The 15,612-nt window shown below is 41.8% G+C and carries 13 protein-coding genes and 1 pseudogene; 7 read left to right on the forward strand and 7 right to left on the reverse strand.

The window, feature by feature from the left end; translation table 11 throughout:
• Together VB654_RS10035 and VB654_RS10040 are read right to left on the reverse strand one after the other, a co-directional pair.
• A pseudogene (locus VB654_RS10035) lies at positions 1–472 on the reverse strand (ATPase); the annotation flags it as partial.
• Between the two features lie 190 nt (positions 473–662).
• Complete coding sequence (locus VB654_RS10040; protein WP_323213579.1) at positions 663–2,990, reverse strand: glycoside hydrolase family 31 protein; 2,328 nt, start codon at positions 2,988–2,990, stop codon at positions 663–665.
• Positions 2,991–3,481: 491 nt separating this feature from the next.
• On the opposite strand from VB654_RS10040, the gene VB654_RS10045 reads away from it, so the two are divergent.
• From VB654_RS10045 to VB654_RS10055, 3 genes are all read left to right on the forward strand, one after another.
• Entirely contained in the window at positions 3,482–5,017 is a 1,536-nt protein-coding gene (locus VB654_RS10045; protein WP_323213580.1) for an FAD-dependent oxidoreductase, read from the forward strand.
• A 95-nt stretch (positions 5,018–5,112) separates the two neighbouring features.
• Positions 5,113–5,817: a hypothetical protein gene (locus VB654_RS10050; protein WP_323213581.1), complete on the forward strand. Its 705-nt coding sequence runs from the start codon at positions 5,113–5,115 to the stop codon at positions 5,815–5,817.
• 54 nt (positions 5,818–5,871) lie between these two features.
• Complete coding sequence (locus VB654_RS10055; RefSeq protein ID WP_323213582.1) at positions 5,872–6,069, forward strand: hypothetical protein; 198 nt, start codon at positions 5,872–5,874, stop codon at positions 6,067–6,069.
• A 10-nt stretch (positions 6,070–6,079) separates the two neighbouring features.
• Here the strand turns inward: VB654_RS10055 and VB654_RS10060 are convergent, their stop codons facing one another.
• From VB654_RS10060 to VB654_RS10080, 5 genes are all read right to left on the reverse strand, one after another.
• Entirely contained in the window at positions 6,080–6,445 is a 366-nt protein-coding gene (locus tag VB654_RS10060; RefSeq protein ID WP_323213583.1) for a DUF2237 domain-containing protein, read from the reverse strand.
• Positions 6,446–6,484: 39 nt separating this feature from the next.
• Positions 6,485–7,192: a response regulator transcription factor NblR gene (nblR, locus tag VB654_RS10065; RefSeq protein WP_323213637.1), complete on the reverse strand. Its 708-nt coding sequence runs from the start codon at positions 7,190–7,192 to the stop codon at positions 6,485–6,487.
• Positions 7,193–7,548: 356 nt separating this feature from the next.
• Positions 7,549–8,466, reverse strand: a complete 918-nt coding sequence (locus tag VB654_RS10070) for an NAD(+) kinase (protein ID WP_323213584.1) — start codon at positions 8,464–8,466, stop codon at positions 7,549–7,551.
• 205 nt (positions 8,467–8,671) lie between these two features.
• Positions 8,672–9,676: an SDR family oxidoreductase gene (locus VB654_RS10075; protein ID WP_323213585.1), complete on the reverse strand. Its 1,005-nt coding sequence runs from the start codon at positions 9,674–9,676 to the stop codon at positions 8,672–8,674.
• A gap of 221 nt (positions 9,677–9,897) precedes the next feature.
• Complete coding sequence (locus tag VB654_RS10080; RefSeq protein WP_063872377.1) at positions 9,898–10,002, reverse strand: PetM family cytochrome b6-f complex subunit 7; 105 nt, start codon at positions 10,000–10,002, stop codon at positions 9,898–9,900.
• Positions 10,003–10,121: 119 nt separating this feature from the next.
• Here VB654_RS10080 and pdxA point away from each other — a divergent pair, with 119 nt between their 5' ends.
• The 4 genes from pdxA (at position 10,122) to VB654_RS10100 (ending at position 15,557) form a co-directional block, all read left to right on the forward strand.
• The gene (pdxA, locus tag VB654_RS10085) at positions 10,122–11,204 is read left to right on the forward strand and encodes a 4-hydroxythreonine-4-phosphate dehydrogenase PdxA (protein ID WP_323213586.1); all 1,083 of its coding nucleotides are present in this window, start codon (positions 10,122–10,124) and stop codon (positions 11,202–11,204) included.
• A 258-nt stretch (positions 11,205–11,462) separates the two neighbouring features.
• Positions 11,463–13,190 (forward strand): diflavin flavoprotein, encoded by a 1,728-nt coding sequence (locus VB654_RS10090; protein ID WP_323213587.1) that lies wholly within the window; start codon positions 11,463–11,465, stop codon positions 13,188–13,190.
• A gap of 29 nt (positions 13,191–13,219) precedes the next feature.
• Positions 13,220–13,729 (forward strand): phosphate-starvation-inducible PsiE family protein, encoded by a 510-nt coding sequence (locus VB654_RS10095; RefSeq protein ID WP_323213588.1) that lies wholly within the window; start codon positions 13,220–13,222, stop codon positions 13,727–13,729.
• 97 nt (positions 13,730–13,826) lie between these two features.
• A complete protein-coding gene (locus VB654_RS10100) occupies positions 13,827–15,557 on the forward strand; it encodes a diflavin flavoprotein (protein WP_323213638.1) in 1,731 nt (576 codons plus the stop codon).
• Positions 15,558–15,612: the final 55 nt, after the last annotated feature.

Here is a 15,612-nt window from a genome sequence, read left to right on the forward strand (position 1 = left end):
GGGGATGCGCCAACATTTCTAGAACTATACCCACCAGGAAAAAATTTAACGCAGTATTAAACCCCATTCGCCCTGGATGGGATGTAAATATTGCATTCTGTTCATCTTGAAATAGTAATTCATCAATGCCAAAATTCCAGCCGAACAAATATTGACTGATTGTGAGTAAACCAATCAAGGTAACGATTGCGGCACAAATCCTAGAAACGCGCAAATAAACAATGCTGGAACTGTCCTTTTTACCCTGTCCCATCTGCAATAGCCACAACGATGCACCAGATAGTAAAAAGCCTAAAGCTGTATTTGGCTTCATTGTGACTAAATTGATATTGCCAGACCTTTTGAGTAATTCCAGGTCAAAAACCCAGCCGAACAACACCAAAACGCCGACTAATACCGCTATCGCACTTGCAGTTTGCACCAATCGTAATCTATGTAAATCTTGCAGTTGCAAGCGATTAATTTTTAACATTGAAGTTTTACCACCAAACCATCTAGCTTAGTAATGTGTAGTATTTCTAGAAAACTAAAAATTAGATAACTAAGTAACTTAAGCTACTCAGCCTTGAGTAATTTTCCCTCTACCTATATACATATTTTGTGATTCCAAAGTCTAGGTTAGAGAATAATGGAGACAAAATCATCTATCTCTAAACATAATTTTAAAATTTTAGGCTTTGTCCCCGCCCATCATCGAGGAAGCGCTGCTCACCAACACCAACAAGTTCTACAATTAAGTCACGCAGTATCGGGGTCCATTTTCCTTCTCGGTCGCCAATTTCTACGGTTATTTGATTTTTTTGTGTAAATACACTGATATTTCTCAGGGAGAAATTTTGATTTTCATACTCCAAGGTGTGTCCATCGTCTTCAAAAAAAGTATATCTTCCATTACCAGGCCAAACCCGTAACCGGATGTATTCTAATGGTTCTGCATCAATATATTGGCTCACAGGTTGCATGGGGATAATTGCACCACTACGGACATAAAGAGGCATTTTTTCTAATGGTGCGTGAGCCAGGATGTGAGTTTGTCCGATGTAACGTTCACCAGACCACCAGTCATACCAAATACCTTCGGGCAAGTAAACAGAACGATGCTCAACTCCAGGGCGGTAAATTGGTGCAGCCATCAGTGACGCACCTAGTAAAACTTGATCGTAGAGACTGTAAGTTTGAGGATCGTTAGGGAAATGGTATAATAGTGGTCTGATAATGGGTGCGCCTGTGGTGGATGCTTCCCAGAAAAGATTATAAATGTATGGTAATAGTTGGTAACGCAGATTAATATATTTTCTACAGATATTTTCCACCAAGTTGCCAAATACCCAAGGTTCATGCCGAGCCGTAGATAAAGCTGAGTGACCACGCATTAAAGGGTATAGCATTCCTACCTGCATCCAACGGGCGAATAATTCCGGTGTAGCGTTACCTGCAAATCCACCAATATCACAACCCACAAAAGCCACACCCGAAAGTCCCATATTACACAGCATGGGCAAAGACATTTCCAAATGTGACCATAAAGATTGGTTGTCTCCCATCCACACCGCAGACCAACGCTGCACACCAGCATAACCTGAACGTGTCAATACCAGCGATCGCTCTGTAGGAAGATGACGTTTCAAACCTTGATGAGACGATTTCGCCATCATCAAACCATATAAATTATGCACCTCTCCATGAGTCACATCAATACCCTGCGGTGCATCTAAAGGAAACCAAATTTTTTCACCCCCATCCCCAAAAGGACGATCTTCTATAGCAGGTTCATTCATATCATTCCAAATTCCCGCCACACCGATGTCAGTTAAACTTTTGTGTAAATCACCCCACCAGTTACCCACATCAGACCGCAAAAAGTCAGGAAACACAGCCTTATCCGGCCAAACATAACCGTGAAATAAAACTCCATCAGCTTTACGCACAAAATAATCGTTATTTATTCCTTGGTCAAAAACGTGATAATTAGCTTCTGGTTCATACTTCACACCCGGATCAATAATTGTGACTGTTTTAAAACCATCTCTAGCCAAATCAGCAATCAATTTTTCGGGGTTGGAGAAGCGTTTAGGACTCCAAGTAAACACCCGATAACCGTGCATATAGTCAATATCAAGGTGAATGACATCGCAAGGAATGCGGCGTTGGCGAAATTCTCGCGCCAGTTCCCGCACTACATTTTCTGAGTCGTAACTCCAACGGCATTGATGATAGCCCAAAGACCATTTTGGCGGTAGCGACATCCTCCCAGTTAAGTGGGTATATGTACACAGAATTTGAGCAGGTTCGGGGCCATAAATGATGTAATAATCTAACTCATTGCCATGAGTCTCCATCTTCCAGACACCAGGTTGTGCCACACCAATATCGAACTGACTCCAGAAGGTGGAATTTAAAAAGATACCGTAACCCACATCAGGACGCAAAGCCATAAAAAACGGGATAGCCTGGTACATTTCATCAGTGAGGGCATCGTAATCTAAAGCATCCACTGTCCAATTAGTTTTAACTTCGCTGAGTTTATCCAAAAAACCTGTGCGTTCCCCAAAACCATAAAAATGTTCATTGGGGGCAATTTCTTTCCATCCTGCAACAGCACCCATGCGCCAACCCATACCCCTTTCTGCATCTTGGGCAAATGGACGATGAGCTTTATCAAAGCAAGTAATCCGGCAGTTGTGTTTATGCACACACAGGCGCATTTGAACTGTAATAATTTCTATGGTTGCTTCAGTTTCCCTCACTTCAAAAGGTACTGTTGCCCATTCTGGATCATCTAATGCGATCGCCCAAGAACGGCGCGGTATAAATTTTCCTGTTGGTGCTAGGCGTACACGGACTAAATTGGCAGCAAGTATACTGATTGTTAGCAGTGCGTCACCACAGACAAAACTGAGAGTGCGATCGCTTTTATTAACAGCTTGCACCGCCCCCATAGTTGTCCACTGTTGGTGAGTTACTGGTAATTGTCCGAAATATTGCGGCATATATGATATTTTTTCCAAAATTTGGCTTTTAGGCTGGGTTATTCAGCAGTTTTAAACTATTAAAATAAAATAGCTCAAATTAAAATTAATAATTTTCGAGAAATATAACTGACTAAAATTTACTTTACAGCCAAATACTAACATTTTTAGATATTTGAATGATTGGTATGTAAATCTATATCTAAAGGACTATTCATGTATTTTCAATAAAACTGTTTAATTGCGTATATCTAGCCTGGGATAGACATAATTATTCATTTAAAATCGATTAAATTAAATGTAAAAAAGCTATATAATTAAGGAGTTTGATAATTTAAATAGTAATTATATATAATGAAAAATTGAAATTTTTCTCTGCAAAAAAGTAGATTTTTAAATTCTATCGTTCAGTAGATAGATCGCTCTTAAATTTAGATTTAGACTTATACAGAATTTATGATTTTAATGACCTGGTATCAGCAGATAAATTAGACTTACAAAACTACAAATATATGCAAAACGATTCTGGAAAAACAACTTCTATTTGGATGACAACGGCAGAAGTGCCAGATCAATCTGTACTGGCAGAAAACACTCATGCTGATGTGTGCGTCGTTGGTGCAGGGATGGCGGGGATGTCCACTGCTTATATGCTAAGTCGTGAAGGTAAATCAGTAGTGGTGCTAGATGACGGAGCGATTGGTGGGGGTCAGACTTGCCGAACGACGGCACACTTATCCAATGTTTTGTATCATCGCTACTTTGAGCTTGAGGATATCCACGGACAAGAACGGACAAAGCAGATTGCCCAAAGTCATACCAAAGCAATTGATACTATACAAGCGATCGCCTCTCGTGAGCAAATAGACTGTGACTTTGAGCGACTCAACGGTTATCTCTTTCCTCCTGACCTGCAATCTGTGGATGAGATGGAACGAGAATTAGCAGCAGCACATCGCGCTGGACTAACGAGTGTGGAACTTGTCCCACAAGCACCAGTAGATGGCTTTGATACAGGAATATGTCTGCGCTTTCCCCACCAAGGGCAATTTGATCCCCTAAAATACCTAGCTGGACTAGCTGAAGCGATTCAACGCCGTGGCGGGAGAATTTATACAGGAACCCACGTACAAAAAATTTCAGGTGGTGTAACTGCCCGTGTAGAAACCAGCAATGGTCAAGTAGTCACAGCTGATGCTGTAGTTGTAGCCACCAATTCCCCAATTAGTAACTTAGCTACCATGCACTTCAAGCAGGCGGCTTACATGACATTTGTGATTGGGATCAAAGTTCCTCGCGGTTCTATTACCAAAGCCCTTTACTGGGATACTCTCGACCCTTATCACTACATCCGCCTGCAAAATCTAGATGAACAATCTGATGTTTTGATTGTAGGTGGCGAAGACCACAAAACCGGGCAAGCTCATGATGCTGATGCCCGATATGCCAGACTAGAAGTGTGGACAAGAGAACGTTTCCCAATGGCGACAGAAAGGTTATTTCGCTGGTCGGGTCAGGTAATGAATGCTGATGACGGCATTGCCTACATTGGCAAAAACCCCCTAGATGAAGACAATATCTACATTGCCACTGGTGACACAGGTTTGGGCATGACCCACGGCACAATTGCCGGAATGCTGTTGAATGATCTGATTTTGGGGCGAAAGAATACCTGGGCTGAGGTTTACGACCCATTAAGAACCAGAATTGGCGCAACAGGTGATTTTGTCTCCGAGAATATTAACATTGCTGCTCAGTATTTAGATTGGATAACACCAGGGGAAGTTGATTCTGTCGAAAAGATTTCCGCCGGTACAGGTGCAGTAGTGCGTCAGGGTTTAACTAAAATTGCCGCCTATCGAGACGAAAACGGCACTTTGCATGAGCATTCCGCAGTCTGTACCCACTTAAAATGTATTGTTACCTGGAATTCTTCAGAAGAAACTTGGGATTGTCCTTGTCATGGTTCGCGGTTTGATGCTAAGGGTAAAGTAATTAATGGCCCGGCGATTAATGGGCTTGCACCTGTATATCAGAGGCAAACCTAAAGACTTGATTCTCAGAGGATGTTTTAAAATTCACTACACCACAAAAATCCGGTTCCCTCCTCGCTTGCGGGGAGGGTTAGGGAGGGGTTCTTTTTATGCATCTGCAAGAATCTGCTGAGAGATGGGTTGTAATTAATACTTTTAGAGATGTCCCTTATGATGCCTTAACATTGCTGGAAAATATCCTCGACCCCAGTCATGTATCTTTCACACATCATAAATCGGTGGGTAACAGGAAGAATGCAGCACCTTTGGGACTGGAGGTGGTGGAATCGGGAAAACAAGGATTTAAGGGCATTTGGAAGCAAGGTTTAAAACCAAATCAAACGGGAAAGTTATCGACAACTTTTGTCGCCCCGGCTTTGATGTGGCATGATATTAACTCGGAGCGTGGCAGAGTTATCACAAGTGTTTATGCTACACCTATCCGTAAGGGAGAGTGTCGTTTATTTGCTCGTTTTCCCTTTAAGTTTCCTGCTAAACTTCCAGGCTTATTGATTAAGCTCAGACCACGCTGGTACGTCCATATTGGACAAAATGGTGTTTTGGAAGATGACCAAATTTTTCTGCACTATCAAGAACGTTATTTAGCAGCGAAGGGGGGTAGCCCTAATTTTACTAAGGCGTTTTATCTAGCGACTAAAGCCGATAGTTTTGTGTTTGAGTTGCGTCAGTGGGTGAACCAATACAAGGCTGAACCTTTTCCGGGTGAAAGTTTCCCGCCAGCAATACCTAAAGAACATTTGCTAGAGAGGTATCATTCTCATACTGTCCATTGTGCCAGTTGTCGAGGTGCGTAGGCGAAGCCCGTCGTAGACATCGCTAATATTAAACGCCTAAGATTTTGGTGTGGTGTGATAGCAGTATTGACTTTAGCAAGTATTCCCATATTGGGGTTATATTTCGATACTACGTCAGTTGTAGCCGTTGTCCTTGAGACTATCATACCCCTAGCCTTTGGAGCCGCATGGTTAGGACTAAGTAAACTGGAAAAGCAATTCTACGAGGGGAGAACAGTACCGCCACGTAATTTACCAGAATCAGGGCGATAATCCCTGTTCCCTAACTGACGGCGTGTTTTTGCAAATCCTCTAGAGAACAGGCTTCTATGGCTCTAGCATGGGTGGCTGCAAGGACAACCGGAGGCGCAACCCCAGCTTCTAAAGCTTCTTGCCAACGTGCTGCACATAAACACCAGCGATCGCCTGGCCGTAATCCGGGAAAATTAAATTGGGGAACTGGTGTGCTGAGGTCGTTCCCCTGCAATTTGGTATACTCTAAAAATTCTGTTGTGACTTGGGCGCAAACAACGTGCATCCCAAAATCTTGACCACCTGTAGTACAAAACCCGTCACGGTAATAGCCAGTCATGGGAGATGTACAGCAACTCTCCAGGTCTGTCCCTAGTACGTTTTTTGCATCTGCCATATTTAATTCCTAATTTTTGCGGTAATTTTAATCTTAACTTTAAGACTCACGTAAAACATAACCCACACCTCGCACTGTTTGAATCAGACGCTTGTGACTTTCGTCTTCAATTTTGAGGCGTAAATAGCGGATGTAAACTTCAATGACATTCGACTCACCCATAAAGTCGTAACCCCAGACATTTTCCAAAATTTGTTCGCGGGTTAATACCTCACGGGGGTGTTCCATTAAGAATTTTAATAGTTCAAATTCTTTCATGGTCAAATCAATAGTGCGTCCGTTATGTATGGCGCGACGGGTGGCTACATCTAAAACCAAATCCCCAAAGCGTAACTGTTCGCTGGTATCAACATCAGGTTTTAAATAGAGGCGAATCAACTTCAAAAAATCTTCTGGGCGATAAGGCTTGAGGATGTAATCATCAGCCCCAGCTTCTAAACAAGCTACCCGGTCATCAACTGTATCTCTGGCCATGAGGATGAGGACAGGGGCGCACATCCCAGCAGTTCTAAGATTTCTACACAACGAGAGTCCTGATTCTCCTGAGAGCATCCGGTCTACAACAATTAAAGCAGGTTGGCGATGGCTTTGCCCGCCGGAGGCATCGCGGCAATATTGTAAACCGCTAGCCGCATCATTAGCCAAAATCGCTTCGTAACCGGCTTCTCGCAAATCAAAGGACAGCTGATTTGCTAAACTTTCATCGGTTTCAATCACTAGAACACAGGGACTGTGAGCAATTGTCATCATAATTCGTAATTCGTAATTCGTAATTCGTAATTCGTAATTCGTAATTTGTAATTCGTAATTCGTAATTCGTAATTCGTAATTCCGATACTACAAGGGTTTCATTGATTCGGATTGGGTGATGTATTTACGCTGACTTATACTATATATGTCATTACGGGTTTTGCTCATGGAGATATTGAGTGTCTAAACATAGACAAGTATCAGCCAGTGAGTTGTTAGATACAATTTTTATCCCTGATTCCTAATGCCTGATGGTGTTTGAGAATGTAAATAAGTCTTTCAAAAATTTCTAAGTTCCAAAATCAAGACTTTTGACTTTTGACTTTTGATTTTTGACTTCCTCCCTGTGGTTACTAGGGTAACTCTACTGATGTCGGTTTGGCGATATGTGGTAGACCCCAACCAAGCTTTTCGCGCAAAATGCGGAAAAATTCCGGTGGTTGCAGACGAATGAATCTGACTTTATAGGGCGATCGCTCTAAATATACCCGATCTTCTGGGAAAATATAACATCCCCCATTCCCATCTACTACCATCACCAGCCGAGGAATATTGACTGCATAAATGTTAACCGTTTCTGTGTCTGGAAATACCAATGCTCTGGAAGCTAGGGAGTGGGGACAAATGGGGACTAATTGCAAGACAGGCACACCAGGAGTTATCACTGGACCACCGGCACTTAATGAATAAGCCGTTGAACCCGTGGGAGTAGAAACTATCACACCATCCGCAGCAATATCTACTGGTGCGTGTCGCCCGACGGCAATTTCAAAATGGCACATCGAAGTTAATGGTTCTCGATGCAAAACCATTTCGTTTAAGCACAGGGCTTCCCACAGCACAGACTCACCACGAAACACTTTCACGGTGAGCATAGATTGTTCCTCGATTTCAAAATCATCCGCCATTGCCTGCTCTATGGCTTGAGGCAGTTGATTTAGATAAGTTTCCGTCAAAAACCCCATGTGACCAGTATTCACCGTTAACAGTGGAATACCAGCCGGAGCGACTAGACGCGAAGCTGCTAAAACAGTGCCATCTCCACCTAAAACCACAGCGAACTTCATTTCCGAGTCGAAACCAGGAGGAGTCAGTCCTTCAATGGGTGTGTGGCACACAGGACTGTCTGGGTTAGAGTAGCCCAATATGCCACCAATACTTGCGGTGACAATTACATCCCAACCGGCTGCGGTTAGTTTGTCTTTCAGTTCGATAGCGATGCGACCCGCTATCGGTTTAACGTCATTGTAAATAATGCCTGCTTTCGGCACACTCAAATATCCAAGTTTAAAAGATGCTTTTTACTTATGTCATCGTGACATACTTTGGGCAATGTAGTCATTAGTCTCAAAAAAAATGGCGTAAATCCCCTGAAAAGGCAGGGGGGAAGAGGCAAGGGTGCAGGGTGCAGGGTGCAGGGGGGAGAAGACGGTAACTTCCCAATGACCAATGACTAATGACTAATGACTAATAATTTTATTGACTATTCACTTTGGAAGATTGTTTAAACGGAGTTTTTTTGGGCTTTTGTTTTTTATTTCTCGATTTATTTTTCTCGTAGTCTAGCTCTTTCAGTTTCTTCATAATGCGACTGAAATACTCTTGTAGGTAGCTTTCTAGAGTAGTTGTTTGTTCTTGGTCTAAGCCAAAAACTTGGTATACTTCATCCATTGGAGCATTTAACGGTCTACCACTGGCTAAGACTTCTGTAAATTCCAATCTGTCTGCAACATTCCAGCCCCACTGAAAAAAGCGGATGACACGGCGGATGGTACGCAACAGGTTGATTGGCATTCGGGTGATTCTGGCATCTTTACTAGACAAACGCTCACACAGACCAATGATTTCCTCGGCACTCCAAGCACGAGTACCCACTACAGGGAAAGCTCTGTTCTGTGTTTCTGGGACGCTCAAACTGCGAATTGCAAACTTAGCAATGTCTTGAGTATCCATATAAGCTACGGGCGAAGAATTACCAGTTACCCAAACCGGTTGATTTTCCAAAATCGGAATACCATACTGACCGATTAGGCCTTGCATAAAGCCAGCCAACCGCAAAATTGTGTAATTTATACCAGATTCAGCTAAAAATACTTCTGTACACCGCTTAATTTCCATCAGTGGTACTTCTGGATACTTATCGGCATCAAGAATAGAAAAGAATATAAAACGTTCTACACCCGCAGCTTTTGCAGCTTGAATTAATGCTACCTGTCCATCCCAATCGACTTGTTTAATAGTCAGTGAATCTGTAGCGCGAGATGTCGCGGCATCAATAACTGCTGTGACACCTGATAGCGCTTGTGTGAGGCTTTCGGGGTTACACAAATCTCCCCGCACTAATTCCGCACCCCATTCTTTGAGAAATGCAGCTCTTTTGGGACTCCGCACTAGACAGCGTACTTTATGCCCCTCATCGATAGCACGACGAGCCACTTGTCTTCCTAAGGTGCCAGTGGCACCGACGATTAATAAAGTCATGAGGGTAGTAATAAATTTTTAACTTTTATGAAATGAATCTTAACAGAGTTAGCTCTCTAAACAAAAGTTTACATTACTTTAATAAACTTTATTCATACAGAGAGAAAGAAGCAGAGGCGCAGAAGAGAAAAGGAAAGGGTGTTAAGCACTAACTGGGAATGTCAAGTAATTTCTCACTCACCCCTGCCCCCTGCTCCCTGCCCCTGCCTCTTTTTTGAGGATTATTCCTCTGCGCCCTGAATTTTCAATAACAAAGCACCTAAAGCCCAACCCACGAAGATTAAACTGAAGGACAATAGTGCTGCATTTAGAATTTCGCCGCCCATTGGTGTGATTCTCCTTTACAAATGTTAGACCTGTGTAAATAATTTTAAACCAGTTTTATGGTCAATCCCCAATTTTGGGTGATAGAAGTCCCTTAATTACCGGATTATTAAGTAATATTATGTATCAAAGCCATCAAGATAAAACAGCAAATTTTCCCAAAATAAATCGCCCACGTTTGGCGCTGACACTGGGAGACGCGGCGGGAATTGGTGCTGAAGTCATTTTAAAAGCTTTGGCAGATAAAGACATTTGTCAAAACTGCGACGTAACTGTGGTAGGTAGTAAGGATTTGCTAATTAAGGTTTATGAAAGGCTGAATGCAGCAAATTTAGCAAATCCAGAGGAGTTACAGGTGATAGATGTGCCATTAGATAGTGAAGTTACCGAGAATATTATTATAGGTACTGGTAATGCCGCTAGTGGTGCGGCGAGTTTTGCTTATATGGAATATGCGATCGCCTGCACGCTGTCCGGTAAGTTTGATGGTATTGTCACAGGCCCCATTGCTAAGTCTGCTTGGAAGTTGGCAGGTTACAATTATCCAGGGCAAACAGAACTTTTAGCCGAAAAATCAGGGGTTGACCGCTTTGGAATGTTATTCGTGGCGCGATCGCCTTATACTGGTTGGATACTCCGCACTCTACTTGCTACTACACATATTCCTCTTTGTCAAGTAGCTCAGACATTAACACCAGAGTTGTTAACGAGAAAATTAGATTTGTTGGTGGAGTGTTTACAAGCAGACTTTGGTTTAAAAAATGGGAGAATTGCGATCGCAGGCTTAAATCCCCACAGTGGCGAACAGGGACAACTGGGAACAGAAGAACAAGATTGGTTAATTCCCTGGTTAGAACAAGAACGGCAAAAACGCCCTAATTTCCAGCTAGATGGACCAATACCGCCAGATACAATGTGGGTGAAACCAGGTCAAGCTTGGTATGGTCATGCTTCTATTCAAAATCCCGCCGATGGGTATTTGGCACTGTATCACGACCAAGGCTTAATTCCAGTGAAGTTGATGGCCTTTGACCGCGCTGTTAACACTTCTATTGGTTTACCTTTTGTGCGGACTTCACCAGATCATGGTACAGCATTTGATATTGCTGGTCGGGGAATTGCTGATGCTACCAGTATGAAAGCGGCGATAGAGTTGGCGACTGAGTTAGTTTGTCAAAGACTGCGGGTTGGTAGTAAAAAGTAACCTTGGTTTTTTCAGCGCTTTCTATGTTTGAAGACGGATTTATTTAACCGCACCAGGCGCAGAGAACACAGAGTTAAGAAATTTCTTATCCAGCATCAAACTAATGATTAGTATTGATAAAATTCAATGCTGCTTTAACGCGAATAAACCATAAATATTACTAATGAATAACTTGAGAAATTAACATTTTACTAATTAGAGTTTCTAGTTCAATATAAAAGCATATTGAAGTTTCTAGATTTTTGTAGGTGAAAATTAATGGTCATCCTGACAGAAAACACCCCAGCTATTAATGTCGGACGTTTGACTGTTCAAACGGTAGAAATTGCCCCTAAAACCACTGCTATTCGTTGTCTTGATTGGGATAGAGAGCGTTTTGATGTGGAATTTGTTTTGCAAAACGGAACAACATATAACTCATTTTTAATTGCAGGGGAAAAAACTGCTTTAGTTGACACTTCACACCGCAAGTTTGAGGAACTATATCTTGAGATAGTTGCAGGTTTAATTGATCCAAATAAGATAGATTATTTGATTATTAGCCATACGGAACCAGACCATAGTGGTTTAGTGAAGGATATTTTACAGTTAGCGCCTGAAATTACAGTTGTTGCTTCTAAGGTAGCAATTCAGTTTCTAGGAAATATGGTTCATCAGCCATTTAAATCGCTGATGGTAAAAAGCGGAGAGCGTTTAGATTTAGGTAATGGTCACAACTTAGAATTTATATCTGCACCTAACTTACACTGGCCGGATACAATTTTAACCTACGATCATAAAACAGGTATTCTCTACACCTGCGATGTGTTTGGAATGCACTATTGTGATGACCATACCTATGATGAAAATTTCTCCGCCATCGAAGATGATTTTAAATATTACTATGATTGTCTCATGGGACCAAATGCGCGGTCTGTTTTAGCAGCTTTAAAACGGATTGCTAATTTAGAAATCAAGACAGTGGCTACAGGTCATGGTCCCCTCTTAAAATATCAGATTCACCAGTGGTTAAACAAGTATCTCACCTGGAGTTTAGAACAAGCTAAAACAGAGATATTAGTTGCTTTGTTTTATGCTGAAAATTACGGCTATAGCGAACATTTAGCCTATAATTTAGGGCATGGATGTACTAAAACAGGTGTGGCTGTAGAATTTGTAGACATCAATAGTGCTGAACCACAAGAAGTTAGAGAAGTAGTATCTCAAGCTTCTGGTGTAATGATTGCTATGCCATCTCAATATTCAGTTACGGCTCAAGCTGCTTTAAATACTATCTTAGCGGCTGTACATCAAAAGCAGACAATAGGTTTGTTAGAGTCTGGTGGTGGAGAAGACGAACCTGTTTATCCCTTACGGAATAAGTTTCAAGAGTTAGGATTAGTTGAAGCATTTCCCCCTATTTTAATTAAAGAGGCTCCAACAAAAAGCACAGAACAATTGTGTGAAGAAGCAGGTACAGATATGGGTCAATGGTTGACTCGTGACCGCACTATCAAAAAAAATAAATCCATCAACACAGATTTAGAAAAAGCTTTAGGAAGAATTAGCACTGGTTTATATATTATCACCACTAAAAAAGGTGAAATTCAAAGTGCAATGTTAGCTTCTTGGGTGATACAAGCCAGTTTAAATCCTTTAGGAGTAGCCGTTGCTGTGTCTAAAGAACGCGCAATTGAATCTTTAATGCAACGAGGCGATCGCTTTGTTTTAAATGTTCTTGGAGAAGATAATTATCAAGGATTAATGAAACATTTTCTCAAGCGTTTTGCTCCCGGTGCAGACCGTTTTGAAGGAATAAAAACTTATCCAGCAATTAATAATTCCCCCATCCTTGCAGACGCTTTAGCCTATATGGAATGTGAAATCACTAGCCGCATGGATTGTGGCGACCATTGGGTGATTTACAGCACCGTCAAAATCGGCAGAGTTGCCAACGTCAACGCCCTGACCACCGTTCATCACCGCAAAATCGGCAATCATTACTAAATCAATTTAAAATCCTCATACCCAATGATATGTACAAACCTGTTGTGGAAAATGGCAAAGTTTCCGTTTACGAAACTAATCGGGGTCGCATCGTTCGCACCTTAGAATTTATTCAAGATGTGATTGTAATTTCCTTATGTATTGGTTTATTTAGCTTCATGGCTATTGAGGTGTGGGATATGTTTCTTTCCCTGCTTCCTCCTTTAGATTTCCATGTAGTTACTGCCGATATCTTGTTTTTGCTCATTTTAGTTGAGTTATTTCGGCTGCTAATTATTTACCTCCAAGAACAACGCATATCTATTGGTGTCGCTGTGGAAGTTTCTATTGTTTCCGCCTTAAGAGAAGTGATTGTTAAAGGTGTACTAGAAACAAATTGGAGTCAAGTGTTAGCGACTTGCGCTTTTTTATTAGTGTTAGGAATTTTGTTAATTTTGCGAGTTTGGCTACCCCCCACCTTTGACGGTATTAACCCAGAACAAAAAATATCCCAACACTATCGAAATCGCCATAAGCAAGAATTAGGAATTAGGGACTAGTACCGCAGGGCGCAAGTCAAAAGTTTACCCTGAGCGTAGTCGAAGGGTCAAAAATCAAAGAGTTTTAATTCCCATTTCCAACTGAGAGGAGAATATGATGACTGTTGCTACATTTAATCGCCCCAGAGATGTACAAATGGCAAATATTGGTGAACAGACGCTAATATTGCGATCGCGCACTTGGGAACGTCTAAAATTTGAAGTTGAGTATTCACGTCAAAAGGGGACTACAGCCAATTCTTATCTGATTCAGGCTGACAAAATAGCTTTAATTGACCCTCCTGGGGAATCTTTCACGGCTATTTATCTAGAACAACTAGCACAACATCTTGATTTCACTACCCTTGATTACATTATTCTCGGTCATATCAACCCCAATCGCCGAGTTACCCTGGAAAAGTTACTTTTCCTAGCACCCCAAGCTACCTTAATTTGCTCCCGTCCGGCTGCGAATGCTTTGAAAACTGATTTTCCTGAGTGGGAATCACGCATTCAAGCTGTGCGTTTTGAGGATTCTTTGGATTTAGGACAAGGACATCACTTGACATTTATCACAGTTCCTACTCCTCGTTGGCCTGATGGTCTTTGTACTTATGACCCTGTAACCAAGATTTTGTACACAGACAAATTTTTTGGCGCGCATATTTGCGAAGATACGTTATTTGATGAAGACTGGAAAATATTAGACGCGGAACGCCATTATTACTTCGACTGTCTCCACGCACCCCAAGCCACACAAGTTGAAGCAACTTTAGATAAATTGGCACTGTTACCAGCTAGATGTTATGCTCCTGGTCATGGGCCAGTGGTGCGTTATAGTTTAAGCCGTTTTACCTATGATTACCGTCAATGGTGTCAAGCACAAAAATCTCAAGATTTAAGTGTCGCTTTGCTTTATACTTCTGCTTATGGCAGTACAGCAATTTTAGCTCATGCGATCGCTCAAGGTTTGATTGAAAATGGTGTGAATGTGGAATCCATCAACTGTGAACTTGCAGACCCCGCAGATATTACCCGCATAATCGACACTAGTGATGGATTTATTATCGGTTCTCCCACTTTAGGTGGTCATGCACCCACCCAAATTCAAACCGCTTTAGGTATAGTCCTCTCAACGGCGGCGAAAACTAAGTTAGCTGGGGTATTTGGTTCCTACGGTTGGAGTGGTGAAGCCATAGATTTAATTGAAGGTAAACTCAAAGATGCTAACTACCGTTTAGGCTTTGAAACAATTCGAGTACGCTTTAGCCCTACACAAGAAACTCTCGCACAATGTCAAAGCGCAGGTGCGATTTTTGCCCAAACTTTAAAGAAAACTAAAAAACTGCGTACTCCTCGCCAAGTTGTTCCAGAAGCTAAAATCGACCGCACCGAACAAGCCGTAGGCAGAATTATTGGTTCTTTGTGTGTAGTTACCACCCGTGATTTAGAAAGCCATAAAGGTATTTTAACTTCTTGGGTATCTCAAGCCACATTTGATCCACCAGGAATTATGATTGCTGTTGCTCAAGAACAGAATGCAGACTTAATGCGTCAACCTGGCGACAGATTTGTGCTGAATATCCTCAAAGAAGGTAGAAATTTACGACGTTATTTTTTCCGTCAAAGCACGTTAGGAGAAAATCCTTTTACCAATCTGGAGACAAAAACTGCTGATAATGGTTGTTTAATTTTAACTGAAGCATTGGCTTATTTAGAATGCACTGTCACCAACTTACTAGAATGTGGTGATAGATGCTTAATTTATGCCATAGTCGAGCAAGGTGAAGTGTTAGAAAATGATGGCGTGACTGCCGTTGAACATCGCAAATCAGGTAGTCATTATTAACAGTTATCAGTTATCAGTTAAGTGTTTCTGAGGATAGGGAACAGGGAACAGGGAA

Source organism: Nodularia sp. UHCC 0506, from assembly GCF_034931045.1.
In the GTDB taxonomy this organism is placed as follows: domain Bacteria; phylum Cyanobacteriota; class Cyanobacteriia; order Cyanobacteriales; family Nostocaceae; genus Nodularia.

What these genes read in the sequence shown, in the direction of transcription:
- VB654_RS10040 (WP_323213579.1), bottom strand. Translation starts at nt 2,990, where the DNA reads ATGCCGCAATATTTCGGACAATTACCAGTAACTCACCAACAGTGGACA.
- VB654_RS10045 (WP_323213580.1), top strand. Translation starts at nt 3,482, where the DNA reads ATGCAAAACGATTCTGGAAAAACAACTTCTATTTGGATGACAACGGCA.
- VB654_RS10050 (WP_323213581.1), top strand. Translation starts at nt 5,113, where the DNA reads ATGCATCTGCAAGAATCTGCTGAGAGATGGGTTGTAATTAATACTTTT.
- VB654_RS10060 (WP_323213583.1), bottom strand. Translation starts at nt 6,445, where the DNA reads ATGGCAGATGCAAAAAACGTACTAGGGACAGACCTGGAGAGTTGCTGT.
- nblR (WP_323213637.1), bottom strand. Translation starts at nt 7,192, where the DNA reads ATGACAATTGCTCACAGTCCCTGTGTTCTAGTGATTGAAACCGATGAA.
- VB654_RS10075 (WP_323213585.1), bottom strand. Translation starts at nt 9,676, where the DNA reads ATGACTTTATTAATCGTCGGTGCCACTGGCACCTTAGGAAGACAAGTG.
- VB654_RS10080 (WP_063872377.1), bottom strand. Translation starts at nt 10,002, where the DNA reads ATGGGCGGCGAAATTCTAAATGCAGCACTATTGTCCTTCAGTTTAATC.
- pdxA (WP_323213586.1), top strand. Translation starts at nt 10,122, where the DNA reads ATGTATCAAAGCCATCAAGATAAAACAGCAAATTTTCCCAAAATAAAT.
- VB654_RS10090 (WP_323213587.1), top strand. Translation starts at nt 11,463, where the DNA reads ATGGTCATCCTGACAGAAAACACCCCAGCTATTAATGTCGGACGTTTG.
- VB654_RS10095 (WP_323213588.1), top strand. Translation starts at nt 13,220, where the DNA reads ATGTACAAACCTGTTGTGGAAAATGGCAAAGTTTCCGTTTACGAAACT.
- VB654_RS10100 (WP_323213638.1), top strand. Translation starts at nt 13,827, where the DNA reads ATGACTGTTGCTACATTTAATCGCCCCAGAGATGTACAAATGGCAAAT.